This is a genomic window from Pseudomonas sp. MF09150, assembly GCF_059862355.1.
Genome location: NZ_JCBCUS010000003.1, coordinates 548991 through 574192, shown reverse-complemented (window position 1 = coordinate 574192; position 25202 = coordinate 548991). Strand labels below are relative to the sequence as shown.

General features: G+C 62.5%; 22 protein-coding genes. 7 read left to right on the top strand and 15 right to left on the bottom strand.

The window, feature by feature from the left end:
- Positions 1-26 precede the first annotated feature (26 nt).
- A complete protein-coding gene (gene phoB, locus AC19YX_RS15550; protein ID WP_020298277.1) occupies positions 27-716 on the bottom strand; it encodes a phosphate regulon transcriptional regulator PhoB in 690 nt (229 codons plus the stop codon).
- Between the two features lie 150 nt (positions 717-866).
- Between phoB and AC19YX_RS15545 the strand changes: the two genes are divergently transcribed.
- Complete coding sequence (locus tag AC19YX_RS15545; RefSeq protein ID WP_020298278.1) at positions 867-1247, top strand: COG4315 family predicted lipoprotein; 381 nt, start codon at positions 867-869, stop codon at positions 1245-1247.
- 128 nt (positions 1248-1375) lie between these two features.
- On the opposite strand, the gene ubiA is transcribed toward AC19YX_RS15545, so the two are convergent.
- Positions 1376-2266, bottom strand: coding sequence for a 4-hydroxybenzoate octaprenyltransferase (gene ubiA, locus AC19YX_RS15540; RefSeq protein ID WP_500606554.1), 891 nt, complete (start codon positions 2264-2266; stop codon positions 1376-1378).
- A complete protein-coding gene (locus AC19YX_RS15535) occupies positions 2266-2829 on the bottom strand; it encodes a chorismate--pyruvate lyase family protein (RefSeq protein ID WP_043229853.1) in 564 nt (187 codons plus the stop codon). The genes ubiA and AC19YX_RS15535 overlap by 1 nt, the downstream gene beginning before the upstream one ends.
- 203 nt (positions 2830-3032) lie before the next feature.
- Here AC19YX_RS15535 and AC19YX_RS15530 point away from each other — a divergent pair, with 203 nt between their 5' ends.
- The 5 genes from AC19YX_RS15530 to AC19YX_RS15510 all read left to right on the top strand — a co-directional run bounded on the left by AC19YX_RS15530 (position 3033) and on the right by AC19YX_RS15510 (position 5913).
- Positions 3033-3200, top strand: coding sequence for a rubredoxin (locus tag AC19YX_RS15530; protein WP_020298281.1), 168 nt, complete (start codon positions 3033-3035; stop codon positions 3198-3200).
- Between the two features lie 39 nt (positions 3201-3239).
- Positions 3240-4388 carry an NAD(P)/FAD-dependent oxidoreductase gene (locus AC19YX_RS15525; protein ID WP_500606553.1) on the top strand — a complete coding sequence of 383 codons (1149 nt, stop codon included), beginning with the start codon at positions 3240-3242 and terminating at the stop codon, positions 4386-4388.
- 188 nt (positions 4389-4576) lie between these two features.
- Positions 4577-4852 carry an HU family DNA-binding protein gene (locus AC19YX_RS15520; RefSeq protein WP_003213368.1) on the top strand — a complete coding sequence of 92 codons (276 nt, stop codon included), beginning with the start codon at positions 4577-4579 and terminating at the stop codon, positions 4850-4852.
- A 279-nt stretch (positions 4853-5131) separates the two neighbouring features.
- Positions 5132-5557: a hypothetical protein gene (locus tag AC19YX_RS15515; protein ID WP_238596142.1), complete on the top strand. Its 426-nt coding sequence runs from the start codon at positions 5132-5134 to the stop codon at positions 5555-5557.
- Positions 5545-5913, top strand: coding sequence for a hypothetical protein (locus AC19YX_RS15510; RefSeq protein ID WP_078470422.1), 369 nt, complete (start codon positions 5545-5547; stop codon positions 5911-5913). The genes AC19YX_RS15515 and AC19YX_RS15510 overlap by 13 nt, the downstream gene beginning before the upstream one ends.
- Before the next feature lie 80 nt (positions 5914-5993).
- Here AC19YX_RS15510 and AC19YX_RS15505 read toward each other — a convergent pair whose 3' ends face one another.
- The 12 genes from AC19YX_RS15505 to tssA form a co-directional block, all read right to left on the bottom strand.
- On the bottom strand, positions 5994-6368 hold the full coding sequence (locus AC19YX_RS15505) for a DUF7716 domain-containing protein (protein ID WP_421548205.1): 375 nt from the start codon (positions 6366-6368) through the stop codon (positions 5994-5996).
- Positions 6362-10774, bottom strand: coding sequence for an RHS repeat-associated core domain-containing protein (locus tag AC19YX_RS15500; RefSeq protein WP_500606552.1), 4413 nt, complete (start codon positions 10772-10774; stop codon positions 6362-6364). The genes AC19YX_RS15505 and AC19YX_RS15500 overlap by 7 nt, the downstream gene beginning before the upstream one ends.
- A 14-nt stretch (positions 10775-10788) precedes the next feature.
- The gene (locus AC19YX_RS15495) at positions 10789-11223 is read right to left on the bottom strand and encodes a DcrB-related protein (RefSeq protein ID WP_421548207.1); all 435 of its coding nucleotides are present in this window, start codon (positions 11221-11223) and stop codon (positions 10789-10791) included.
- Positions 11224-11240: 17 nt separating this feature from the next.
- Positions 11241-13184 (bottom strand): type VI secretion system Vgr family protein, encoded by a 1944-nt coding sequence (locus tag AC19YX_RS15490; protein ID WP_421548208.1) that lies wholly within the window; start codon positions 13182-13184, stop codon positions 11241-11243.
- A gap of 97 nt (positions 13185-13281) precedes the next feature.
- Complete coding sequence (gene tssH / locus AC19YX_RS15485; protein WP_078470427.1) at positions 13282-15963, bottom strand: type VI secretion system ATPase TssH; 2682 nt, start codon at positions 15961-15963, stop codon at positions 13282-13284.
- A complete protein-coding gene (tssG, locus tag AC19YX_RS15480) occupies positions 15956-17008 on the bottom strand; it encodes a type VI secretion system baseplate subunit TssG (protein ID WP_078470428.1) in 1053 nt (350 codons plus the stop codon). Before tssG ends, tssH begins: the two co-directional genes overlap by 8 nt.
- A complete protein-coding gene (gene tssF, locus AC19YX_RS15475) occupies positions 16972-18831 on the bottom strand; it encodes a type VI secretion system baseplate subunit TssF (protein WP_078470429.1) in 1860 nt (619 codons plus the stop codon). Before tssF ends, tssG begins: the two co-directional genes overlap by 37 nt.
- Positions 18828-19343: a type VI secretion system baseplate subunit TssE gene (tssE, locus tag AC19YX_RS15470; RefSeq protein ID WP_078470430.1), complete on the bottom strand. Its 516-nt coding sequence runs from the start codon at positions 19341-19343 to the stop codon at positions 18828-18830. Before tssE ends, tssF begins: the two co-directional genes overlap by 4 nt.
- Positions 19344-19510: 167 nt before the next feature.
- Positions 19511-19999: an Hcp family type VI secretion system effector gene (locus AC19YX_RS15465; protein ID WP_078470431.1), complete on the bottom strand. Its 489-nt coding sequence runs from the start codon at positions 19997-19999 to the stop codon at positions 19511-19513.
- A gap of 124 nt (positions 20000-20123) precedes the next feature.
- Positions 20124-21617, bottom strand: a complete 1494-nt coding sequence (gene tssC, locus AC19YX_RS15460; protein ID WP_078470432.1) for a type VI secretion system contractile sheath large subunit — start codon at positions 21615-21617, stop codon at positions 20124-20126.
- A 15-nt stretch (positions 21618-21632) separates the two neighbouring features.
- Positions 21633-22148 (bottom strand): type VI secretion system contractile sheath small subunit, encoded by a 516-nt coding sequence (gene tssB / locus AC19YX_RS15455; RefSeq protein ID WP_078470433.1) that lies wholly within the window; start codon positions 22146-22148, stop codon positions 21633-21635.
- An 81-nt stretch (positions 22149-22229) separates the two neighbouring features.
- Positions 22230-23252, bottom strand: coding sequence for a type VI secretion system protein TssA (gene tssA, locus AC19YX_RS15450; RefSeq protein WP_078470434.1), 1023 nt, complete (start codon positions 23250-23252; stop codon positions 22230-22232).
- Between the two features lie 392 nt (positions 23253-23644).
- Here tssA and tagH point away from each other — a divergent pair, with 392 nt between their 5' ends.
- Complete coding sequence (gene tagH / locus AC19YX_RS15445) at positions 23645-25174, top strand: type VI secretion system-associated FHA domain protein TagH (protein WP_500606551.1); 1530 nt, start codon at positions 23645-23647, stop codon at positions 25172-25174.
- Positions 25175-25202: the final 28 nt, after the last annotated feature.

Sequence of the window (25202 nt, the reverse complement as noted above, 5' to 3'; positions counted from 1 at the left end):
TTGCAGCTCATAGCTTGGCGCTGATGTCATGCCTTGGTTGAAAAGCGATAGCCGGTGCCGCGCACGGTTTGTACCAGGTTCTCGTAGGCTTCACCCAGCGCTTTGCGCAGGCGTCGAATGTGCACGTCGACGGTGCGCTCTTCAACATAGACATTGCCACCCCAGACCTGGTCCAGCAGCTGGCCACGGGTGTAGGCGCGTTCCTGGTGGGTCATGAAAAATTGCAGCAGGCGGTATTCGGTCGGGCCCATTTCGGCGGGGGTGCCGTCGATGGTCACGCGGTGGCTGATCGGGTCGAGCCGCAGGCCGCCGACTTCAATCGGCGCTTCACCATCGGTCGGGCCCGCGCGGCGCAGCACGGCCTTGAGGCGCGCCACCAGCTCGCGAGGTGAAAACGGCTTGGTGATGTAGTCGTCGGCGCCGACTTCCAGGCCCTGGATCTTGTTGTCCTCTTCGCCCTTGGCGGTGAGCATGATGATCGGGATATCCCCGGTCAGCTCGTCGCGCTTGAGGCGCCGCGCCAGTTCGATGCCCGAAGTGCCGGGCAGCATCCAGTCGAGCAGGATCAGGTCGGGCTTGCGGTCGACGATAATGGCGTGGGCCTGCTGGGAGTTTTCAGCCTCCAGGCAGTCATAGCCGGCCATTTCCAACGCAACGGCGATCATTTCGCGAATAGGCGCTTCGTCGTCAACGATCAGAATGCTTCTGCCAACCATGCTTGAACCTCTTGTCATTTAACTGTCTTGCGCCGCATTAGATAACGGAATTATTGCAGTCGTGTGACAGTATTTCAGGCCGACGGCGGCCCGCGCATTCATGAACTAAGCTTTGAGTCCGAATCCTGACAACCACAAGAGAAGGTTTCCATGACTCAACTGACGCAATCCTGGAAGGCCCTGCTGGTCGCTGCTGCCCTGGCGCTGCCGACACTGGCTTTCGCCGCCGACCCCGCCATGAGCAAAGACGGGATGATGGTCGACCACAAAGGCATGACCCTCTACACCTTTGCCAAGGACGCGGGTGGCAAGTCCATGTGCAACGACAAATGCGCCGGCAATTGGCCGCCGTTGATGGCCGAAGGCAGCGACAAGGCCATGGGCAAGTGGACCACGGTCAAGCGCGATGACGGCACCATGCAGTGGGCCTACGATGGCAAGCCGCTGTACACCTTCGTCATGGACAAAAAGGCCGGCGACATGACCGGCGAAGGCAAAATGGACGGCGCCTGGAAGGTGGCCAAACCTTAACCCCCTCTGTGCCCATGCCGGCCAGCGCAGCCTCGCTGGCTCGGCAGCGGCTACAGGTGTAGCCGCTGCGGCACGCTGCGCCGGCCATCAGCGGCACCGCATTCTTCCAGGTGTACTCCCGCCTCGTGTCAGCGCAAGCCGTAATCGGCAACGATCCCCAGGAAAATCGCCAACCCCGCCCAATGGTTATGCAGGAAGGCCCGGAAGCATTTCATCCGGTCCTTGTCGCGGGTGTACCAGAATTCCCAGACAAAGCACCCGGCCGCCACCAGCAGCCCGAGGTGGAACCAGCCCCCCAGATCGAACCGCGCGCCCGCCAGCAGTAGGCAGCCCAGGGCCAGGCCCTGCAGGCTGAGGATGATCACCCGGTCCGCTTCGCCAAACAGGATGGCGGTGGATTTCACCCCGATCCGCAGGTCGTCGTCGCGGTCGGTCATGGCGTAATAAGTGTCGTAGCCCACGGTCCACAACAGGTTGGCGATATACAGCAGCCAGGCGCTGGCCGGCAGCTCGCCAGTCTCGGCGGTGAAGGCCATGGGAATGCCCCAGGAAAACGCCGCGCCCAGCACCACCTGCGGGTAGTAGGTGTAACGCTTCATGAACGGGTAGCTGGCCGCCAGCGCTAATCCGCCCAGGGACAGCCAGATGGTGGTGGCGTTGGTGCACAGCACCAGCAGGAAGCTGATAAACATCAGCACCGCGAAGAACACCAGGGCCTCTTTTGAGCTGATCTTGCCGCTGACCAGCGGCCGTTGCTCGGTGCGTTTGACGTGGCCGTCGACCTTGCGGTCGGCCCAGTCATTGATCACGCAGCCACCCGCCCGGGTCAGGGTCACACCGAGTACGAAAATCACGATATTGGCCAGGGATGGCGCGCCCTTGCCGGCAATCCACAGGGCCCAGAGGGTGGGCCAGAGCAGCAGGTAGATGCCGATCGGCTTGTCCATGCGGGTCAGTTGAATAAAGTCCCAGGCCCGCGGGTTGAGGCGATTCAGGGTTTTGAGCAGGCTCTGGTACATCAGCAGTTCTCCGGGTGGGCGCGTACCGCGTCCCACAGGGTCGGCAAAAAGATTTCCGCTACCAGCACACTCAGCGTGCCGCGGTCGAAGCGCGAGCGGCGGCCCCAGAGCGCGTCGGCCTGGACCTCGGCGGGCAGCCATTGGCGCGGGTAATGGCAGACCTCAATGGCGCGGCGCTGGAATGCCTGGTCGCAGAACAGCAATTCACCCAGGGAACGGCTGCCCAGTTCGTCGATATTCAGCCCGCCATTCTCCAGGGCCGTGCGTGCGGCAACGCTGCGGGCGAATACCCAGGCCTCGCCATGGCCGCGCAGGTACACCTCGCGCACCCAGCCCTGGCTGTCTGCGGGCAGGTCCAGGGCTGCACACTCGTCGGCGCGCAGGGGCTGCCAGCCTTCCACCAGCGGGGTCACGCTGAAGCCGTTGTCCGACAGCCGGGTCAGGCGCCGGGTCAGCGACCCTTGATCGAACAGCCAATCGACAATCTGCGCATCGGGGAGGGGCGACAACTGGCTGTGTGGCAGCCAGGCCGGGGTCGGAACGGGGGGATTAGAGTGCGGCACAGTGAGTCATTATTGGCAGCAAATGAGGCGCCGAGCTTAACATGTCGTCCGCGAACTTTGATTGATCGGGGTGGCTTGGCGCTGCGAACATGCTTGCATCTGCGCTGAGCGATCAGTACAAAACGCCCTGAGCCGGACGGCAATCAGAGTCGATCCATCGACCGCCGCGCCGGCAACGCCTGAGAACCTGAGGAAATGCGTACATGAAAAAGTGGCAATGTGTGGTCTGCGGCCTGATCTATAACGAAGCCGATGGCTGGCCGGACGACGGTATCTTGCCCGGTACCCGCTGGGAAGATGTGCCGCAGGACTGGCTGTGCCCGGACTGTGGCGTGGGCAAAATGGATTTCGAGATGATCGAAATCGGTTAATGGCGATTTTTTGATCAATTGCATAACAAGGAGAAAGGGATGAGCGCACCTGTCGTGATCGTTGGCACCGGGCTTGCGGGTTACAACCTGGCCCGGGAGTTTCGCAAACTCGACGGCGAAACACCGCTGTTGCTGATTACGGCGGATGACGGTCGCTCCTACTCCAAGCCGATGCTGTCCACCGGCTTCGGCAAAAACAAGGACGCCGACGGCCTGAGCATGGCCGAGCCGGGCGCCATGGCCGAGCAGCTTAAGGCCGAGGTGCGCACCCATACCCGCATCAGCGGCATCGACCCGGGCCACAAGCGCCTGTGGATCGGTGAGGAAGCGGTGGCGTATCGCGACCTGATCCTGGCCTGCGGCGCACAAACCGTGCGTGTGCCGGTGGAAGGCGACGCGTCCGAGCTGATCTTCCCGATCAACGACCTGGAAGACTACGCACGCTTCCGGGCTGCCGCCGCCGGCAAGCGCCGGGTGCTGTTGCTGGGGGCCGGGCTGATCGGCTGTGAATTCGCCAATGACCTGATCCTCGGCGGCTATGAAGTCGAGTTGGTGGCGCCGTGCGAGCAAGTGATGCCGACCCTGTTGCACCCGGCCGCCGCTGCAGCGGTGCAGGCCGGGCTTGAAAGCCTGGGCGCGCGCTTCCACCTGGGGCCGGTGCTCAACCGCCTGCAGCGCAGCGAGGACGGCCTGCAAGCGCACCTCTCCGACGGCCAGGTGATCGCCTGCGACCTGGTGGTCTCGGCCATCGGCCTGCGTCCGCGCACCGATCTGGCTGCGGCTGCCGGGTTGGTGGTCGGCCGCGGCATTGCCGTCGATCGGCAGCTACAAACCTCCCACGCCAATATCTACGCCCTGGGCGACTGCGCTGAGGTCGATGGCCTCAACCTGCTGTACGTGATGCCGCTGATGAGCTGCGCCCGCGCCCTGGCCCAGACCCTGGCCGGCAACCCGACGACCGTCGGCTACGGGCCGATGCCGATCACCGTGAAAACCCCGGTCTGCCCGCTGGTGGTGTCGCCGCCACCTCGCGGCCGCGAAGGGGTGTGGAGCGCTGAAGGGCAGGGCGCCGACATCAAGGTGCTGTGCCGCGATGCCAGCGGCCAGCTGCTGGGCTACGCCCTGACCGGCACCGCGGTGATGGAGAAACTGGCCCTGAACAAAGAGCTTCCGCCGTTGCTGGCATAAATAGCGGTCGTTCTGTCGGAATAACCCCGATTTTGCCCCTACAAAGGTCGTGGGGAGACTGGCGCCACTCTCAAGTGCGTGCCATCCTCACACCCGTCTGCCGCAGAGTAGAGCCTGCGGCGCCTTGGGCGCTGTTCCGGAAGAACAGCACGGACATAACAACAAAAAACCGTCAAAGAGGCTTCACTATGCGTAAACCAGAACTCGCCGCCGCCATCGCTGAAAAAGCGGATCTGACCAAAGAGCAGGCCAACCGCGTACTCAACGCCGTTCTCGAAGAAATCACCGGTGCCCTGCATCGCAAAGACAGCGTGACCCTGGTTGGTTTTGGCACCTTCCTGCAGCGCCACCGTGGCGCCCGTACCGGCAAGAACCCGCAAACCGGCGAGCCGGTAAAAATCAAGGCCAGCAACACCGTTGCCTTCAAGCCAGGCAAGTCCCTCAAGGACAGCGTCAACCCTTAAGCACTGCACGCCCCGAAGCGGGGAGAGCAGTACAAAAAATGAGCACGCCGAACCGTTCGGGTGCTCATTTTTTTATGCCTGCGTATTTGCCGATGGCGTCACTGAAAGCGTCTTGCGCATGGCTTTGGGCATGGCTAGCATGCGCACTGCTTTACTTGCGAACAAAGGCCAAGGATGACCCGCTCGACACCTTTCCCGCTCCCGATCCCCACACAAGTACCCTCAGCGGCCATGGGCCGTGCCTGGCGGATGGTGTGCGGGTGCGTTCTCGGGTTGAGCATGAACTCGGCCTTCGCCGTGGCCGAGCCAGGGTCGGCGCTGACGCAAGTGGGCTATCGCGAAGCCCTGAAGTGGTTCAACAGCCAGAAGTACGACAGCCCGGGGATCTGGCTGTGCGGTTACTCGCTGGCACGCCCCGACTACAGCGTTGCGCCCAAGGCCCCACGGCTGCTGGTAGAGATCGACGAACACTTCCTCTACCTCAAGACCGGCGGCCAACTGGTGGAATTGACCAGTGGCGCCCAGAGCAACAACCGGGTCGAGTACCAGAACGCTTCGGCAGACATGCGCGTGACCCTGAACATCCTCAAGCGCAACAACTTCAGCGAATACCAGGAATCCCACGACCGCCAGGTCGAGGCCCGCATCGAAATCGCCGGACAAGTCGAAACTCTCAAGCTCAAGGGGCAATCATGCGGAACCTGAATCTGGCCATCCTCGCCCTGCTGGGCAGCCTGGGGGCGATGCCGGCCCTGGCCGATGAGGCAACAGGCGTCGCCAGCTGCTACGGCTACCTCACCGAGATGGTCAGGAGCAGCAACTACCCCTACCGCGACTTCACCACCCCGGACAAACTCAAGCTGCTGATCGACACCGACAAGGGCGACGAACTGTCGCTCCAGTTGTTTTACGACACGTCCGGCAGCGGCATCATCGGCTGGGTCAAATACGAGGTGGAACAGCAGAAGCTGTGGAACATCACCATCGATCCCGAAGAGCCCGAGGCCCTCACGTTCGACAAGCAATGGGCCACCCGCTACGCGGCGTGCATTCAGAGCTAGGCGGCCGAGCAGGCATGGCATTGATCCCAAGCGGCCTCGTTGCTTGAGCGACAGACAGTGCTTTGCTCTCTACCTTTCTCTCAGAAATCGAGGAAGTCATCGTTCTCGTTGTAATAGTTCAAGCCTTTGATCGCATCTTTCGTGTCTATTTGCGGGCGCTGTTCCACCGCCAGTTCCAGAACGCTCACAAAGTGTTCGCCGTAGTAGATCAGTTGTAATTTATTGTTCAGCACAAAATCGGGATAGAGATCTTCACCTTTGCTGCCTTCAGAAGGGTAGCGATCAATGAATACTTCCAGCTCGGGGCTCAACTGCGATACGAACTTGCGCGCGTAAACGCAAAAACGTTCGTCGCATTGATCGCTGCCGTGTTCGGCCTTGATCTTGTTCAGCAGACTTTCGACCAGTTGTTCGACTGTCATGCTCTGTTCGGTGTTCAGGTTATTGATCAGCATCTTTTTGCTCCTGTCTTGCCGTTGAGTTGTCCGTGTCTACCCGCAGGGCCACCGCCCCATATATCTCGACCACCTTTGCCAGTCGGATGATAAAGACCGTGATTTTTTCGGTGGTCTCTGTAGTCCACCAACACCAGGCGATTGACTTTTTCATGGTGGTGCCAGGTCAGCATTTTTGATGGGCTGCTCCCCATATCTCCGTTTTTAATCCAATCGCCCAAACCTGGATACCGCGCGTGCATGGTTTTTTTAAAGGATGGGTCGGAGTTGAGTTGCTTGATGAACTCCTTGTTGGCTTGCCTGAACTGGACCGCGTCACTGGCGTAGCGATTGTCTGGGCTGATGCTGTGGTCGAAAAATATCTTGTATTTCCCGTTGTTCGGGCGGGTTGCCCAGCCAAGTGGGTCGAGCCAGCCGACAGGGTTCGGCCCATAGCTGTAAAGGTTCAGCCCTCCCGCCAGGCCGATTGGGTCGGGGGTGGTATAACGCCCGATATCAGGGTCGTAGAAGCGAAAGGTGTTGTAGTGCAGGCCGGTTTCGCGATCCAGATACTGGCCCTGGAACCTTAAGTTCTGTTCCTCGATGAAGTAGGGCTCGCGCAACTCCTTTCGGCTCTGGCCCCACGCGAGGTACTGCGCCTGCCAGGCTAAGGAGCCGTCGGCTTCGGTAAGTTGTTCGGGCAACCCGTTCAGGTCGTTATGGTAGTAGCGCACGACCTGCTGTTCGTCCCGGCCATCGACACGTGCCAGGAGCTCATAGCCATCCTCGACATAAATGTAGAGGCTGCACTGACTGTGCCGTTGCTCCTGAAGTAGGCGGAGCCCGTCCCAGGTGAAGCGAGTCTGGCCCAGTACCTGCCCGTGGCTGTCATATTCGGTCTTGGCAATACGACGCCCTATCGGGTCGTAGGACATGCGTACCTGGGTCTGGCTGATACCGTCGTCGTTACGGACCGCCACCAGCCGATGCTCGGCGTCATAGCTGAAGTATTGAACCCGCCGGCTACCGCTGCGTTTTTCCACCATGCGGCCGAATCCGTCGTAGCGATATCGCTTGTCTTGATACGTCAGCAGACGGTTATGGCGCACCAGCCCGCCTCTCTGGGTGGAGTCGAGCAGGTTGGCGGCGGCGTCGTAAGCATAGGTTTCGCTGTGCTGGGTGTCCTGGCAGGTCATGAGTCTGCCACTGGCGTCATAACCCAGCTGTTGCAGTTGGTCTTGTTGCTCGTTGATACGCCGGCGCTGGGTGAGATTGTCGGTGGCGTCGAACCAGTACTGTTTCTCCGCCAAGGCCGGTAGCTGCCAGCTCTGTTCAAGCATGCGGCGTTGCCGTGAGCGAATATGCCCGCAGCGGTCGTAGTCGGTACGGGTTGCCAAACGGCCCTGAGTCCGCTGCAACTCCCGGTGCAGTCGATCACGCTCGAAATCGCTGATCACCTGGCCATCAAGATTGATTTGATGCAGGTGCCCGCTGCCGTAGTACAACTGGTTCAGCCAGCGACCATCGGGCAACCGGCTCTGCAAAAGGTTGCCCAACTCATCGTAATGATGGCGCAGAGAGCCTGCTGCGCTTTGCTCCTCCTGCACACGACCGAAGGCGTCATAGTCGAATTTCAGGTGCTGTTGTTCACCATCAACGCCGAAGAAACTGATTGCCGTGAGCTGGCCGTTGGCGTCATAGCAATATTGGGTCTCGCCGTCCTCGGTGGTCTTGCGCAGCATTCGACCCAAGGCATCGTTATCCATCAGGAGTTTGATGGGCTTTACGGGTGCACCTTGCGCACTGGGTAAGTCCTCGATGGCGATGATGTTGTCCATGGCATCGTAGCTGTAGCGTGTCGCGCTCTGGTCAAGGCTCTGCTGGACTATCAGTCGATCGCCCGCATCCCAGCTGAAGCTGTAGCTTTCGCCGTTCTCGTTGGTCAGTTGGTGAATACGTCCATAGGTGTCATAGGTAAAGTTCACGCTACGGTTGTAGGCATCGCTACGCTGGCGAACCAGGCCACGCAGGTCGCGTATGTAATTGACGGTGTTGCCCGAACTGTCGGTAAAGGCCGTGACCTGTCCCGAGGCGTTGCGCTGCAGTTGTTCAGTCCTTCCATCCGGTAGCTGGTACTGCAACAGCCGACCTTGAGGGTCGTGTAGATAGATCAGTGGCTCGCCTTCGGCGTTGATCATTTTTTGCAGGTTGCCAAAGGCGTCGTATTCGTAACGCGTCGAGTAGCCGGAACAGTCCACCTCTTCGGTCAGCAGATTCCATTCGTTCCACCTCAGAGTGCGGCTCTTATCCAATGGATCGACTATTTTGACGGGCTGTCCGAAATCGCTATAGCTGTAGCGTGTGCGATGACCTAGGGGGTCGATGCTTTCTATGCGATTGCCCCGGCTATCGTAGCGATAATGCCAGCTATTGCCGTTCGGATCGGTTTCCATGATTGGTAGTGACCAATGCTCCAACCACAGAGTGCTGCTCATATGACCCAGGGGGTCGACGGTCTTGCTTAGATTGCCGGACTCGTCGTAGCTGAGGCGCCACAGTCCACCGAGCGGATCGGTGGCGCCGAGCAATTGGCGCTGATCGTTCCATTCGAATTGCCAGCTCTGCCCCAGATTGTTGGTGTAGCGCGTGATCTGGTACTGAGCGTTCCACTCACGGCGGCTGACCCGGTGCAGACCATCAGTGATCTGGGTGACCCCGGCCGCTAGGTCGTACTCGAAAGCGTATTGCTCTCCCGTATCTGTCCAGTGCCGGGTGACTCGCCACTCTTCGCCATCGGGCCCTTGCAGGGCTGACCATTGGTAAAAGCAGCGCAGTCCCGAGGGTAACTGGTGTTCGATCATTCGCCGGCCTTCGTCATAGCAGAAGCGCCGTTGAGTCTGGCCTTGGGTATCGGTGACGCTACTCAAGTCACCGTTAGTGTCGTAGCTGTAGCTGACTAGCACATCGCAGCGCCCGGCAAAATGTCGCGGGTTCAGGTAGCGGCGCTCGACGCTGGCAACTCGGTTCGGATGGATGGTGTCGTAGGCCAGTTCCAGATGCATCAGGTCATGGGTATCGCGCAAGCGTGCTAGGCGCCCAAGGTCGTCATAGTCGAGGTAGATGCGTCCATCGTTGCGGTTGCCCAGTTGTACCAGGCGCAGTCGCGAGGCATTCAAAGGGTGGGGTGCAAACAGGCGGTAGACTCCGTCGGCACTTTCGATCAGCACGGCGCCTTCGGCGCTGCGGCGTACTGCCAATCCTTCGCCGGGGCTGAAGGCCCCACCCGCCAGCGGGACATAACCGATATGCAGCTGTCGGCCCTGTTCGTCGGTGTAAAGCAGTTCCTGGTCCAGGTTAATGTCGACACTGACCTCGTACGGCAGACTCCAGCCCGCGCCCAGCAAACCATCGCGGCGAGTGTCGAGGCTGCTGTAAAAGCGCTGCCATTCAATCAGCAATAACCCAGGTACGACAAAGTCCAGCTCTTCCTCTCCGCCGAGAATCTTGGCGCCGGTGGCGCTATGCACCGGGTTGGGTGAACCATTGCTGCCTTCCTTGTAGGCCGATACAACTTTGCTGGTTCCCCAGGCCGTCGCCGCGCCGACCATCGTGCTGACGACCAAACACGGCAACTTGCTCCAAAACCCACGCATATTGCCTCGCAGCATCAGCAGCGCGGTAATTGCCAGGCCCACTCCGGGGGTTTTTCCGCTGCGGATTTCGCGGACCACGATAGTCTCGCCGCCGATGCGCACATCGGGGGAGATTAGGCCTTCAGCGCTGCCAATCTTGGCATCACAGGTGCTGCGGTCGCCGCTGCGGGCAGCCGGTTGGCCGTTGATAAAGACCGAGCTTGAGCCTTCTGCGAGGAACTGTTCGGGCATAGGGGGGTGTTTGTTGCAGGCCACCGTATCCAGCAGGCAGGGCTCGGTTCCAGGCGCGGGTGTGGCGACTGTGGGGCGCCACATTTGCGAGAAGAAGTTCTGTGCCATATCCAAAAAGCTGGCGGCAGGTGGTTCGCTGGGCGGCACAGGCACGGCCATCATCTTCCCCGCGGCGCGTGCTGCAGGCTTGTCGTTGATGAAGACGTTTTCCGAACCGCTGGTGATAAAGGCATCGATCACCGGCGGAAAGACCCAGTTGGCAGCGCTTTCGCACCAACTGGATATCTTGACGTCGGCTCCCGTGAGCCCTGCTGTGATACCCACGATGGCACCGACTGCGAGGCCCAGTGCCACGCAGCCGACGCCAGCAGTGCCGATGGTTATGCCGGTGGCAACCGCTATCAGGGCGGTCGCGGCAATGCAGCCGACATAGGTAATCGCGGCATAGGCTGCCACCTCAAGCACGCCGCCGAGGATATCGGCCATGACCGAGGTGTGAAGCAACGCATCGCCTTCGCGAGCAGCCCAGAGATCGTCACTCATGGATCAGGCTCGACTCAAGGCGTGACGTGAAGGGTGAGGGTGTTCTTGATGAGTGCCCAGTGTACGGCCTCAGCTGCGCCCAGCGGCTGAGTCTTGACATAACTCAAGGCCATCATTCTCCGGGTGCCAGGAATCAGCAAGGCCAGTTGGTACTGGTAGATATGCTCATTACCCTTGCTAAAGCGATTTTGTACTTCGATGGCATCAATGTCCTGGGCGGTCCCAACTTTGACGGCCTGGGCCGGCGAGTAGCGCAGATCCTTGACTTGTTGTTCGAGCTTTTTCAGTTGTCCGTCGAAGTTGCTTTGCAAGGTTTCGCCATCTGCCAGTGGGCTGCGACTGATGATCAGTGAGGTACCCAGGCTGGCGAACTTGAGGATGTTGATCGAGGCGTCCTGCAAGCCCTCATCGGGCAAGGTGAACTGGGCTTCATTGATCAGGTAATTCATAACTGGAAATTCCGTTATTAATCGGCGTTGGTTTTGCCCGGAAATCTGGACTCGACGGCGGACTTGATGCTGTCTTGCACACCTTGGGCGCCAGGCGAGGTGCCTTTGTCACTGCCCAGGTTGATATCGAGCTTGCCTTTTGTCTGAATCTTGCTGCTGCCGGAGGAAAAGAGATTGAACGAGCCGCAGGTCAGGTTCACGTCACCACCGGCCTTGAGCTCAAGCACGCTGTCGCCACAGACCAGGCGTATGCTCTCGCCGGCCTCGATGGTGTACCGGGTGGCGGCACTGTCGGATTTGGCGCCGCCCACCAGCAGGGTGTCGTTTTCTCGTACCACCCGCAGACGATTGGAGCCGATGGTTACCGTCTCGTTATGTCCAATGCTCTTGTTCCGGTCATGCCCCACCGAATGGCTTTCATCGACCTCGACCACGATGTCCTGGTTGCGCTCGGCGTGGATGTACAGCTGCTCCAGGCCCTTTTTGTCTTCCATGCGGATTTCGTTGAAGTTGGCCGGGGAGCCGCCTTTGCTGGAGCGGCTTTTCATGCCGCTCTGGGTGGCGTTGGCGGGCAGGTCGTAGGGCACGCTCTGCTCGGCGTTGTACACGCGGCCGGTGATGATCGGGCGGTCGGGGTCGCCTTCGAGGAAGCTGACGATGACTTCCTGGCCGATCCGCGGGATCTGCATCGAGCCCCAGTTTTTGCCGGCCCAGGCCTGGGAGACGCGGATCCAGCAGGAGCTGTTTTCGTTGGACTGGTCGTGGCGGTCCCAGTAGAAGTGCACCTTGACCCGGCCGAACTGGTCGGTCCAGATTTCCTCGCCGCTGGGGCCGACCACGATGGCGGTCTGCGGGCCTTTGACGACGGGCCGGTGGGTGTCGGCCAGGGGCCGGAAGCTTTGCTGGGCGTCGATGCAGGTCAGGCCGCTTTCGAACTGCGCGCCGCCGCCACCGCCGCCCGACTCCAAGCTTTCCTGGACGATGTAGTAGCGCGCGCCGACGATCAGGTATTCGCGGTTCTGGTCCTGGCGGCTGAAGCCGCTGAGGCTGAACAGGTGGCCGGCGCCGAGGCCGCGGGCGTTGCCGCTGAGTTCGACCCGTTCGTGCAGGCTTTGCAGGGCCTCGATGCGGGTGCGCGCGTAGTGTTCGCCGTCCTGGCTCTGGACGTAGGTCCCGGGGTAGTCGTACAGCGGGTAGTCGCCGGCGGTGTGCGGGCGCGGCATGGCCGAGCGCACGTCGATTCGTGCGCTGGGGCGCTGGAAGTCGTAGTCGTTGAGCTCCAGGGAGCCGGGCTGGACTTCCTGCGCCAGGTGCCAGTCGAAGATGTGGTCGCGCTCGCGCTGCTGTTCGTCGCGCGGGTAGTAGGGCACCGAGTCGTAGCCGGGCACGGTGCTGTGGGCGCCGTAGGCATCGGCCAGGACCAGCACGTGGCGGTCTTTTTCATGGCGGAAGAAGTAGTAGATGCCTTCCTGTTCCATCAGCCGGCTGACGAAGTCGAAGCTGTTTTCCCGGTACTGGACGCAGTATTCCCACTCGCGATAAGGCTGGCTGAGGGCGTCTTCGAAGTCGGAGAAACCCAGGTCGCGAAACACCTGCTTGATGATCTGCGGGATGCTCAGGTTCTGGAAAATCCGGCAGTCGGAGGTGCGGCTCAACAGCCACAGCCAGGGGCGCAGGGTCACCTGGTAGCTGGCGAACTGGCCCAGGTCGACATTCTGGCTGCACCGGGAAACGATGCCGTGGAAGTGCCGCTCGCCACCGTCGCTCAGTTGCAGGCTCAGGCTCATGGGCTTGCCCAGGAGCTGGTTGAGGTCGATGGCGGCGTCGTTCGAGGTCAGTTGCAGCTCGTAGTCGAACAGGCGCCCCAGCTCCTCGCCGCCGCCCATGTTTTTCAGCAGCAGAACATCCGGCCCCAAGGGGCTGCTGATCTGTGCCAGCCGTGTGGATTGCGTGAATAACATGGTTTATCTCGTTAGAGGCAATTGATCTGTAGCCGCTACCGCGAGGCTCGGGCCCCGTTCGGTGGCGGCTACAGTCCGTAGCAACATCCCCTTGCGCTCAAACCCCAACGTCACTGAACGCGTAGTGCAATTCGTTGTTGCGCTGGCTGATGCGCACCCCGGCCATTGGCTTGCCTTCGAGCATGCGCGTCAGGAACTCGCGGCTCATGTCCGGCAGCAGGCTGTTGGTGAGGATGGTGTCGATCATCCGTCCGCCGCTTTCGGTCTCGCTGCAGCGCGAGACGATCAGGTCGACCACCTCGTCGTCGAAGTCGAAGGCGACTTTGTGGGTGTTCTCCACGCGCTTTTTGATCCGCCCCAGTTGCAGGCGGGTGATGGCCTTGAGCATGTCGTCGCTGAGCGGGTAGTACGGAATGGTCACCAGGCGCCCGAGCAGGGCCGGGGGGAAGATTTCCAGCAGCGGCTGGCGCAGGGCCTTGGCGATTTCCTCGGGCTCGGGGACGTTCTGCGGGTCCTTGCAGACTTGCGCGATCAGCTCGGTGCCGGCGTTGGTGGTGAGCAGGATCAGGGTGTTCTTGAAGTCGATCACCCGGCCTTCACCGTCCTCCATCACGCCCTTGTCGAACACCTGGAAGAAGATCTCGTGCACGTCCGGGTGGGCTTTTTCCACCTCGTCCAGCAGCACTACGCTGTAGGGTTTGCGCCGTACCGCTTCGGTCAGCACGCCGCCTTCGCCATAGCCCACATAGCCCGGCGGGGCACCCTTGAGGGTGGACACGGTATGGGCTTCCTGGAACTCGCTCATGTTGATGGTGATCACGTTCTGCTCGCCGCCGTACATGGCTTCGGCCAGGGCCAGGGCGGTTTCGGTCTTGCCCACGCCGGAGGTGCCGGCCAGCATGAACACGCCAATCGGCTTGCTCGGGTTGTCGAGGCCGGCGCGGGAGGTCTGGATGCGCTTGGCGATCATCTGCAGGGCATGGTCCTGGCCGATGATGCGTTTCTTCAGGTGCTGGTCGAGGTTGAGCACCGTCTCCAGTTCGTTGCGCGCCATGCGCCCGACCGGGATCCCGGTCCAGTCGGCCACCACCGAGGCCACGGCCTGGTAGTCGACGGTTGGCAGGATCAGCGGGGTTTCACCTTGCAAGGCGCTGAGGCGCTGTTGCAGGTCGACCAGTTTTTCACGCAGGTCGTGGCTGTCTTCGCTGCCGTCATCGCTGTCCACCACGCCGGCGCGTTCACGCAGGGTGGCGCGGGTCGCCAGCAATTCGTCGACCAGGGTTTTCTCCTCGGCCCAGCGGCTTTCCAGCTCGGCCAGGCGCTCGCGTTCGGCGCTCAGCAGGCCCTCGCTGTTGCTTTGCCGGGTGCCGATGTTGACCCCGATCGCATGTTCGCGGGCGATGATCTGCAACTCGGTTTCCAGGGCTTCGATCCGGCGGCGGCTGTCGTCCACCTCGGCCGGCACCGCGTGCAGGCTGATGGCGACGCGGGCGCAGGCGGTGTCCAGCAGGCTCACGGATTTGTCGGGCAACTGGCGCGCCGGGATGTAGCGGTGCGAGAGTTTGACCGAGGCCTCCAGGGCTTCGTCGAGGATCTGCACCTGGTGGTGCTGCTCCATGGTCGAGGCCACGCCACGCATCATCAGCAGTGCCTTGTCTTCCGACGGCTCGGCCACTTGCACCACCTGGAAGCGGCGGGTCAGGGCCGGATCTTTCTCGATGTGTTTCTTGTACTCGGCCCAGGTCGTGGCGGCCACGGTGCGCAGGGTGCCACGGGCCAGGGCCGGCTTGAGCAGGTTGGCCGCGTCACCGGTGCCGGCGGCGCCACCGGCACCGACCAGGGTGTGGGCTTCGTCGATAAACAGAATGATCGGCTTGGGCGAGGCCTGGACGTCTTCGATGACCTGGCGCAGGCGCTGTTCGAATTCGCCCTTCATGCTGGCGCCGGCTTGCAGCAGGCCGACATCCAGGCTGCGCAGTTCGACGTCCTTGAGTGCCGGCGGCACATCGCCGGCGACGATGCGCAGGGCAAAGCCTTCGACCACGGCGGTTTTGCCGACACCGGCTTCACCGGTGAGGATCGGGTTGTTCTGCCGCCGGCGCATGAGGATGTCCACCAATTGGCGGATCTCTTCATCACGGCCGACGATCGGGTCCAGTTTGCCGCTGCGGGCCTGCTCGGTGAGGTCGACGGTAAAGCGCTTGAGCGCTTCCTGCTTGCCCAGGGCACTCGGGGCCATGGCGCCGCTGGCTTCGCCGGGCACGGCGCCGGCATTGAAGCCGTCGCTGGCGCTGAGGGCGTTTTCCGGCGAATCGCCGATGTATTCGTCAAAGCGCTCGCTCAGGGCTTCGACCTTGATCTTGTCGAACTCTTTGGACAGCCCCAGCAGCGCGTTGCGCAGGCTTGGGGTCTTGAGGATGCCGATCACCAGATAGCCGGTGCGCACCTGGCTTTCGCCGAACATCAGGCTGCCGTAGACCCAGCCGCGCTCGACCGCTTCTTCGACGTGGGACGAGAGGTCGGTGATCGAGGTCGAGCCGCGCGGCAGGCGGTCCAGGGCTTCAGTCAGGTCGCGGGCCAGGCGCGCCGGCTCCAGGTTGAACTGACGGACGATGCGGTGCAGGTCCGAGTCCTGCAATTGCAGCAATTGGTGAAACCAGTGGGCCAGCTCCACATAGGGGTTGCCCCGCAGTTTGCAGAAGACGGTGGCGGCTTCGATGGCTTTGTAGGCGACGCTGTTGAGTTTGCCGAACAGCGCTGCGCGACTGATTTCACCCATGCTCTGTGCTCCTTGATGTGCGTGAGGTAGTGGCCAGTTCGGCGTAGTGCCGGGCCAGAATTAAGTCATCGGCGTCTTTGCCGGGTTGGCCGAGCCAGGTGTTGAAACCCAGGCGGAAGCGACCGTTGAGTTGCAGCGCGGGCACCTGCGCCTGCTCCAGGACCAGGTTCAGGTCCCAGTCCAGTTCGTGCCCCAGGTACTCGGCGACCCAGGCCACCAGTTCCTTGAATTGCTGGCCGTCGGGGAGCATGCCCATGTAGGCGTCCAGGGACAGCGGCCCGAGGCGGATGCGGAATTTGTGCTGGCGATCCCAGACGTGGCTGCCCAGGCAGAAATCCACCCCCAGCTGATTCGCGCTGACCCCGACCCGGCTGCGCTCGGGCAGCTCCAACCACTGGCCGACGTATTCCTCGATCTGCACCGGCAGCCCGAAATACTCGCCGATGATCGCCCGCAGGCCGTCGGGGTAACGGGTCTGGGCCGCGAGGTGGCCGCTGTAGTGCAGCTTGGCGGTGTCCGGGATCAGCCCCTGCTTGAGCAGGCTCGGCATGCCGCGCCCGCTGAGGGCGGCCAGGCGCGCCGACCAGTAATCGTCGTCCGGACGGTCGTGGCTGACGGTTGGCCGGGCCTCGGCCCAGGCCCGGTAGAACAGGCTCAGCAGGCGGTGGTGGAACACATCCAGAAAGCGCTTGCTGGTGCTGTCGGCGTTGTTGCGCTGGCGCTCGCGCACGTATTCGGTGATGTGCAGCGGCAACGGGCCGTTGGGGCCGCCGAGGCCGAAGAAGAACTGCTCCAGGCGCGCCGGGGCGCCGTCGCCGCCAGGCTCTACCGACGCCAGGGTGGACGGGGCGAAGCTGCAGTCGGCCTGCTGGCCAAGGCGCAGCGGGTCGTCCGCCAGGCGCAGGGAATGGCCGAAGCGCGGCAACTGCGGCGACAGACACTCGATACGCCGCAGCGCCTGGAAGAAATCATATTCCCAGGGCTCGGCGTGCATCGCCGTCAGCGTATTCAAAGAGTCGGACGGCGTCCGGGCTTGGCTTTCCATCGCATGATCTCGCCGCGTTCGGTGGTACGTAGCACCGTCTCGGTAAAACTGTTGATCGACACGTAACGTGCCAGGAAGCGCTCGAATACCGCGCCGAGGAGAAACACCCCGGTGCCACGGAACGCGTTTTCATCGAATTCGAGGGTGATCTCCAGGCCCCGGCCAAACACGATCGGCCCGGGCATCGGCAGGCGCCGGGTCACGGCCTTGCTGCTGACTTCACGCAGGCCTTCGATCTGCAATTGCAGGGCGGCGTCATTGCTGTCGCCGTACAGGCGCAGCAGTTCGCGCAGGGCGGCGGCGCCCTGGCCCTGTTCGCTCAACGACAGGTAGTTCAGCGACAGCTGGCTGATCAGGCGCCAGGCCTTGCCGTCATGGGCGTGGCTGGGGCGCGGCCGGCTGGGCCCCGCCAGGCAGCGCACGGCTTGCACCGGGGCACTGTCGGCCAGGGTGAAGTCGGTCTTGCTGTTGCCCACGTTCATGAACAGCGGCAGGTCGCGGTTGGTGCACAGGGCGCTGACGCCCAGTTGCCGCAGGTCATGGCGGTAGGGCGCCTGCTGGCTGTCCACCAGGCTGACGAAGCTTTCGCTGCCGATGTAGGTCGAGCGCGGGCCGTTGCGCCGCTGGTCGCTGGACAGCACCCGCGGTTCGCGGCGCAAGGTGTAGTAGGCCTGGTCGCGGCCGTAGCGCGACGGGTCGCGCACCGCATAGAACGGCAGGAAGGGTTGTTCCGGGCCGGTGCCGTGGCCGCTGATGGCGCTCAGGGAGTGGATCTCGAAATCCATCGGCCGGGTGCGGTCGGCGATCACGTGGTGTTCGTTGACCCGGTCCGAAAGGTGGATGCGGTCCACGCGCTTGGGGAACAGGTTGATCGCCGGAGTGCAGAAGGGCACGAACTGCGCCGCGCCGACGCTGCTTTCCAGGCTGGGGTCATGGCGCTCGAAGAGCACGATCAGCTCCAGCTCCTGGCCGCTGCAACGCTGCACGGCGCGACCCAGTTCGGCGAATTCGACGAACAGAAAGCGGTTGGGCAGGGCGAAGTATTCCTGCAACAGGCGATAACCCTGGAAGGCGCGGGGCACCACGGGCAGGGCCGCGTCGCAGTCATCGAAACCACGGGAGCGCAAGGCCCCGGCCGGCAGGCGCTCGACCCAGTTGCCCCCCGGCTGGCGGGCAAACACCGCGCAGGCATTGCCCAGCAGTTGCTCGTAGAGGCGGAACGGTTGTTCGTCATTGCCGTTGAGGTACAGCGGCAGGCTGTCCAGGGCCAGGCTGTTGAACGGCAGCTCGGCACCGGTGCGCAAGGTCAGGCGCAACCCGGCCTTGGCCTTGGGCTCGCTGGCGGCCAGGCGCCCGAGCACCGCCGAGGGGTTGCCGAAGTACTCGGCACTGGCGACCTGCAACGGCCACAACGTCACCGCGTGGGCGGTGCGGTACTCGCAGCAGGTCTGAGTGTCGCGGCCCAGGGCGGCGCGCAGAGTGGTGTCGCGCTCCAGGGTGAAGCCGCCGCTCAGGGAGCCTTCGTCCGGGTCGGCCTGCATCTGCACCACGGTCATCGACGGAGTCGGTGCCAGGTAGTGCGGGTAGGCGATTTCCAGCAGGTTGTGGGTGAAGGTCGGGTACTCGGCGTCGAGCTTCAACTGCACCCGCGCAGTCAGGTAGGCAAAGCCTTCGAGCAGGCGCTCCACATAGGGATCGGCGCAGTCCATGCCCGACAGGGTCAGGCGGCTGGCGATCTTCGGGTATTCCTTGGCGAACTCCGCGGCGCTCTCGCGCACGTGGTGCAGTTCCTGGTTGTACAGCTCCAGCAGGCGCGGGTTCATGGGCGCCTCCGCTGGTCGGCCTGGACCACTCGCACATTCCCGGACTCCAGGTCCAGGTCGGTCTGCAGCAGCAGGCGCAGGGGCACCGGCTGGGCCCACAGGTCGCCTTCGATTTCGAAGCTCAGGGCGTTGTGGTTCATCTCGCCAGGGGCGGTTCGCGCCCGCACGCGCAAGGTGTTGCGCAGGATGCGTGGCTCGAAGGTGGCGATGGCCTGGTGGATCAGGCTTTCCAGGGCCGCGATATCAATGCTCGACGCACTGTGCCCTGCCAGCGCCGGCAGGCCGTAGTTGATCACCGAGGTGCCGGCCGGGGTGTGCAGCGTGGCGTCGGCGTCGAGCAGGGAGGTGGTGTTGAGCAACCAGGTCAGGTCGCGCAGCACGGAATTCTTCAATTGGGTCAGGGACAGCACACGCTTGTCGGCGCTTTCCTTGAGGTTGCCCGGTTCATCGTCGCTCAGGCGATCGAGCAAGGACGGTTGCAGGCGGTCGCGCGCGGCGATTTCGCTTACCACAGAGGCAGCTCCACGGTCGGGTTGCGAGGGCATGACGTGATGGAGACAGGCATAGCCATGGGTTCAGGCACCGGAGCGGGAGAGGGGCATGGAATCAGGTTCGAAGCGAACCCTGCAGCCGCTGCCACAGGCTGCGAAGGCAACCGGTGGCAGCGCTGCAGACGGAATCAGCGCTTGGTGTTCGAGCGGATGTTCCAGCCGTACTTGATGGCGCCGCCATCTTTGCTGCCGTCGGCTTTCTGCGGCTGATACTCGACCATCACCTGGGCGAAGTTCAGGGTGATGTTTTCGGTCAGGCGATCATCGCTGCCCGAACCGCCGGTGCTCAGCGAGGTGACCAGGACTTCTTCGAGGTCGATGATCATGTACTCGACCTGGCTTTCGCCGCCGGCCTTGCGCACGGTCAGGCGCACTTTGTCGATGTGCTTGCCGCTGGAGCAGAGCATCATCAGGTTCGGCGATGCCTTGTCGACGTACTTGGTCAGCGACAGGTCCTGGATGTTGACCTTGCCTGCGCCACCGCCACCACCGACGTGCATATTGCCGGACTGCGACATGCCCCAGCTCCAGTTCAGGACGTCGATCTCGTCCTTGTGGGCCTTGTCCATGGACTCGCCCTTGATGTCACCGATCTTGATGAAAATATCAACAGCCATGTTTTCTCCCTATGTGGCACTTGCCACGATGTTGGTTCTGCTTCTGTAGCCAGAAGACTGCGTCGTTCGATCCGAGCTGCCGCCGCTGCCTCGTACCTGGGCCGCGGCGACAGGTTATTGCGGTTTACGCGCCCTTGGCGGACGGCAACTTCGAGACCAGGCGCAACGACACGGTCAGCCCTTCGAGCTGGTAATGCGGGCGCAGGTAGAACTTGGAGTTGTAGTAGCCCGGGTTGCCTTCCACTTCCTCGACAATCACCTCGGCAGCCGCCAGCGGGTGCTGGGCCTTGGTGGTTTCGGTGGAGTGCGCCGGATCACCGTCGACGTAGTTCAGGATCCAGTCCTGCAACCAGCGCTGCATCTCGTCCTTCTCTTTGAAGGAGCCGATCTTGTCGCGCACGATGCACTTCAGGTAATGAGCGAAACGGCAGGTGGCGAACAGGTACGGCAGGCGCGCCGCCAGGTTGGCGTTGGCCGTGGCATCCGGGTCGTCGTATTCGGCCGGTTTCTGCAACGACTGGGCGCCGATAAAGGCCGCGAAGTCGGTGTTTTTCTTGTGCAGCAGCGGCATGAAACCGTTCTTCGCCAGTTCCGCTTCGCGGCGGTCGGAGATCGCGATCTCGGTCGGACATTTCATGTCCACGCCACCGTCGTCAGTCGGGAAGGTGTGCGCCGGCAGGTTTTCAACCTCGCCACCCGACTCCACGCCGCGAATCCGCGAGCACCAGCCGAAGTGTTTGAACGAACGGTTGATGTTCACCGCCATGGCGTAGGCGGCGTTGGCCCAGGTGTACTTGGAGCTGTCGGCGCCGTCGGTGTTTTCTTCGAAGGCGAAGGCTTCCACCGGGTCGGTCTTGGCGCCGTACGGCAGGCGCGCCAGGAAGCGCGGCATGGTCAGGCCGATGTAGCGCGAATCTTCCGATTCACGCAGCGAACGCCAGCCGGCGTATTCCGGGGTGGTGAAGATCTTGGTCAGGTCGCGCGGGTTCGACAGTTCCTGCCACGAGCCCATGCCCATCACGGTCGGCGAGGCCGCGGCGATGAACGGGGAGTGCATGGCGGCGCAGACTTTCGACAGCTCGCCCAGCAGCTCGACATCCGGTGGCGACTGGTCGAAGTAGTAGTCGCCCACCAGGCAGCCGTACGGCTCGCCGCCGAACTGGCCGTATTCCTCTTCGTACATCTTCTTGAAGATCGGGCTCTGGTCCCAGGCCGTGCCCTTGAATTTCTTCAGGGTTTTGTGCAGCTCCGGCTTGGAGATGTTGAGCACGCGAATTTTCAGCTGCTCGTCGCTTTCGGTGTTGTTCACCAGGTAGTGCAGGCCACGCCAGGCGCTTTCCAGTTTCTGGAAGTCCGGGTGGTGGATCACCTGGTTGACCTGGGCGGTGAGCTTGGCGTCGATGGCGGCAATGATCGATTCGATCGACTTGATCGCATCGTTGGACACCAGGTCAGTCTGCGCCAGGGCCTGTTCGGCCAGGGTGCGGACGGCGGTTTCGACGGCTTCGCGGGCACGCTCGGTCTTGGGTTTGAATTCTTGCAGCAGCAGCGAGGCAAATTCGCTGGCCTGCTCGGTCCCGGCGGGCTGGGACTGATTGTCACGCATCGATTCGGTCATGATCGTAAGTCCTGATTAAGCGTTCGGCTCGGAGTCCGCAGGCTTTGGCGCGCTGGCCAGGGCCTGGAGCAACGCCGGATCCTTGATGGCTTTCATGATGATTTCTTCGGCACCGGTCTTGCCGTCCATGTAGGTCAGCAGGTTGGCCAGCTGGGTACGGGCTTCGAGCAGCTGGTTCAGCGAGTCGACCTTGCGCGCCACGGCGGCCGGGCTGAAGTCGTCCATGCTTTCGAAGGTGATATCCAGGCTCAGGTTGCCTTCGCCGGTCAGTTCGTTGGGTACATGGAACGCGACGCGCGGCTGCATGGCCTTGAGGCGCGAGTCGAAGTTGTCGACGTCGACCTCCAGGAACTTGCGATCCTCAACCGCCGCCAGGGGCTCGGCCGGCTTGCCCGCGAGATCGGCCATCACACCCATGACAAAGGGCAGCTGGACCTTTTTCTCGGCGCCGTAGAGTTCGACGTCGTACTCGATCTGCACGCGGGGCGCACGGTTGCGCGCGATGAACTTCTGAGAACTTTGCTTCGCCACGTTGCTGCTCCTGGTCGCTACTGCGACGGTGTTGGCGTCATCGGTGGTTGCCGTTAACGGGACTGCTTGCTCCGGGCGTGGTTAGTCGCTTTCGGGGCCGCGCAGGTTTTCAAATTGGGACATGCCATCGGGAATCAGGTTGCGCACGATCGACTCGAAGTCGGCGTGCACCAGGTTCTTGGCCCGGTTCAACAGCACGGGCAGCGGGCTCGAAGGCTCATGGCGGCTGTAGTAGGCCAGGAGCCGGTCGAGGCTGCGCAGCACGTCGTCGCGGTTGCCGATCTCGCCCGACACCCGGGGCACGGCGGCCACGGCCAGCGGTTGCCCGGGGGCGTCGGCCACCGGCTCATCGGCGCTGGCCACAGGCGCACTCTCGACGCCTTGCGGGGCGTGCTGGCCGAGCACTTGCAGGGCCATTTTCAGCGGCTGCTTGAGGGCCGAAAGATCGACGCCACTGGCCGAACCGACCTGCTCGTTGACCTGTTGTTCGATGGCTTCGGCGGCGCTGCGGGCCTGGTTCAAGGCCGCGCGCACTTGCTCCAGCTGCTCGGGGTCGCTGTCGCGCATGGCCCCGGCCAGGTGATCGGCGCCCAGGGTCTCGCCGGAGAAGCTCTGCAAGCCGCTGGCGTTGAACGCCGCCCGCAGGCTGACCGGGCCAAAGGCGCGGGAGCGGGTCAGGATGCTTTCGCGCAGCAGGCGCACGGTGGCGTCCGAGGTCAGGCCAGCCAGGGCGTTGATGCGTACCGTGGGGTCGTTGTTGTCGTCTGCATCCAGGCGCGGGTGCAGGTGCGGCCAGTACTGCAGGAGCAGTTCGCTGATCAGGGTCAGGGACGTGGCCAGGCCCGGCAGGCCTTCAAGGGCCAGGCTGCTTTGCAGGAGCAGTTGGGCGATGCGCAGGTCTTTGCTGCGCGCGAGCAGGTCCAGGCTCTGCTGCTGGACGCTGCGCCAATCGGGCGCTTCGGCAGGCAGGATCGAATCACCCATGCTGCGCTCGGGCTGGCCTTGTGCGGCCCGCTCCAGGTGCAAAAAGTCCGCGTCATATTCCAGGTCTTCACCACAAGGCGAAGTCTCGGAAATTGCGGCGAGCAGCATTGGCACATCCACCTGTTTCGATCTCCATATCAGCCTGCGGGACAGTCAGGCAATTAGCGCGGAAGTTCTTTGTGAACTGCAGCACATTCTTGCTTATATAGACTCACTGATATTAGTAAGCCATCATCCGTATTCAAGAAGTTGTGCATTTTTGGTGTAGTACTTGTGGCTTGTCAAGGTAAGCTATTCGCCCCGCATGACAGTGATAAGTCTCCAATATCCTGACCTGACTATTGGGTCAGTGTGAGGGACGGTGAGCGGCGTTCTGTCACCTGGGGCGGGCAAATTAAGTGAACGTGCTGGTAAAACCGGCATTGAAAGGATTTTTTCAAAGTTTGCCGGTTTTTTACGGAACTTTTTCCCCGTACCCGGTTCGCAGGCGAAACACCCAGCAAGGAGGCGAGATGTCGCTGTGTTTGACTATCACTAGTTATCACAAGATCACCCCAGGTCAATGCCCCGAGAAAGTAATGGATCGTGGCGTGATATCAATTGGCCGTGCCTCTGATAATGACTGGGTACTTCCCGATCCTGAGCGTTTAGTTTCGGCGCGACATTGCTCTATTCAATACAAGGACGGTCGTTATTATTTAACCGATAACAGCACTAACGGCGTGGAGTTGCTCAACGCCGGTATTCGTCTGCGCCGTGGCAATAGCGAGCCCTTGCAGGATGGCGAGGTCATTCGCATCGGCGATTACGAAATCAGTGCCCGTATCGACTTCAACCTGAACAGCGCCCAGGCCCAGCCGTTCGCGGTGGATTCATCCAACAGTTTTGAAGCCCTGATGGGGCGGCAACAGCCGCTGCCCAGTGCCGCGCCGATTATTCCGAGCGCGCCGGTGGCGCACTTCCAGGGTGGGTCGGCGCTGGACACCATGCCCGACCTGTTCGATTTCCTGAGCCCCACGGCCACGCCGCCTGCCACCCAGCCCGACCATGTGCCGGCCGAGCAGCATGATTTCCGCCCGCCAAGCCCCACCAGCATTCCGGCGCCTGTGGTCGAAGCCCCGCCCGCACCACCGGTGGCGGCCTCGGTGATCCCGGAAGACTGGGACCTGTTTGCCGACACCCCGCTGCCGCGCAGCGAACCCCCCGTGCAATGGCCGCCCCTGGAACCGATCGCGCCACCGCCGACCGGTCTGGCGCCGCAACCGCAACCGCAACCGCAACCGCAGATCCAGGCGCCCGCCCAACCGCCGGCGGCGCCGCCTCAGCCCCAGTTGCAGGTGGTTCCGGTGGCCGTGGCAGTCGCCGTCGCGCCGGTGGTGCAACCCGAGCCGCCCGTCAGCGCGCCGGCACCCGTGCCCGAGCCGGTGCCCGCCGCCGTTGCCGCCAGCCCCCAGGCCGATCTGCTGCAGGCTTTTCTGCGCGGTGCCGGCCTGGACCAGTTGCGTATCGACAAGGAGCAGGCCGAGGCGCAGATGGAAAGCATCGGCCGCAGCTACCGGCTGATGGTCGAGGGCCTGATCGATGTGTTGCGGGCCCGCAGCAGCCTCAAGGGCGAGTTCCGCATGCAGCAGACCATGATCCGCCCGGTGGAAAACAACCCGCTCAAATTCGCGCCGAATGTCGATGAAGCCATGTTGCTGATGCTGCGCCACAGCAAGCAGGCGTTCATGGCTCCGGACCAGGCGGTGCAGGACAGCTTCGACGATCTGCGCGCCCACCAACTGGCGGTGATGGCCGGGGTGGAAGCGGCAATCAAGCACCTGTTGCAGCGTTTCGAACCTGCCGAGCTGGAGGCACGCATGGGCAAGCCCGGCGGTTTGAGCAACCTGTTCAGCGGCTCGCGCCAGGCCCAGTACTGGCAGCAGTTCACCGCGCTCTACAGCCAGATTTCCCGCGAGGCCCAGGACGACTTCCAGGACCTGTTCGGTCGGGAGTTCAGCCGCGCCTACGAAGAACACACCAGTCGGGTACGCCGCTCCTGAGCGCGACCCAACCCCAGCAAACACGGAT

Coding starts and splice junctions, on each gene's coding strand:
- phoB (WP_020298277.1), bottom strand. CDS start 716: ATGGTTGGCAGAAGCATTCTGATCGTTGACGACGAAGCGCCTATTCGC.
- AC19YX_RS15545 (WP_020298278.1), top strand. CDS start 867: ATGACTCAACTGACGCAATCCTGGAAGGCCCTGCTGGTCGCTGCTGCC.
- ubiA (WP_500606554.1), bottom strand. CDS start 2,266: ATGTACCAGAGCCTGCTCAAAACCCTGAATCGCCTCAACCCGCGGGCC.
- AC19YX_RS15530 (WP_020298281.1), top strand. CDS start 3,033: ATGAAAAAGTGGCAATGTGTGGTCTGCGGCCTGATCTATAACGAAGCC.
- AC19YX_RS15525 (WP_500606553.1), top strand. CDS start 3,240: ATGAGCGCACCTGTCGTGATCGTTGGCACCGGGCTTGCGGGTTACAAC.
- AC19YX_RS15520 (WP_003213368.1), top strand. CDS start 4,577: ATGCGTAAACCAGAACTCGCCGCCGCCATCGCTGAAAAAGCGGATCTG.
- AC19YX_RS15515 (WP_238596142.1), top strand. CDS start 5,132: ATGAACTCGGCCTTCGCCGTGGCCGAGCCAGGGTCGGCGCTGACGCAA.
- AC19YX_RS15510 (WP_078470422.1), top strand. CDS start 5,545: ATGCGGAACCTGAATCTGGCCATCCTCGCCCTGCTGGGCAGCCTGGGG.
- AC19YX_RS15505 (WP_421548205.1), bottom strand. CDS start 6,368: ATGCTGATCAATAACCTGAACACCGAACAGAGCATGACAGTCGAACAA.
- AC19YX_RS15500 (WP_500606552.1), bottom strand. CDS start 10,774: ATGAGTGACGATCTCTGGGCTGCTCGCGAAGGCGATGCGTTGCTTCAC.
- AC19YX_RS15495 (WP_421548207.1), bottom strand. CDS start 11,223: ATGAATTACCTGATCAATGAAGCCCAGTTCACCTTGCCCGATGAGGGC.
- AC19YX_RS15490 (WP_421548208.1), bottom strand. CDS start 13,184: ATGTTATTCACGCAATCCACACGGCTGGCACAGATCAGCAGCCCCTTG.
- tssH (WP_078470427.1), bottom strand. CDS start 15,963: ATGGGTGAAATCAGTCGCGCAGCGCTGTTCGGCAAACTCAACAGCGTC.
- tssG (WP_078470428.1), bottom strand. CDS start 17,008: ATGGAAAGCCAAGCCCGGACGCCGTCCGACTCTTTGAATACGCTGACG.
- tssF (WP_078470429.1), bottom strand. CDS start 18,831: ATGAACCCGCGCCTGCTGGAGCTGTACAACCAGGAACTGCACCACGTG.
- AC19YX_RS15465 (WP_078470431.1), bottom strand. CDS start 19,999: ATGGCTGTTGATATTTTCATCAAGATCGGTGACATCAAGGGCGAGTCC.
- tssC (WP_078470432.1), bottom strand. CDS start 21,617: ATGACCGAATCGATGCGTGACAATCAGTCCCAGCCCGCCGGGACCGAG.
- tagH (WP_500606551.1), top strand. CDS start 23,645: ATGTCGCTGTGTTTGACTATCACTAGTTATCACAAGATCACCCCAGGT.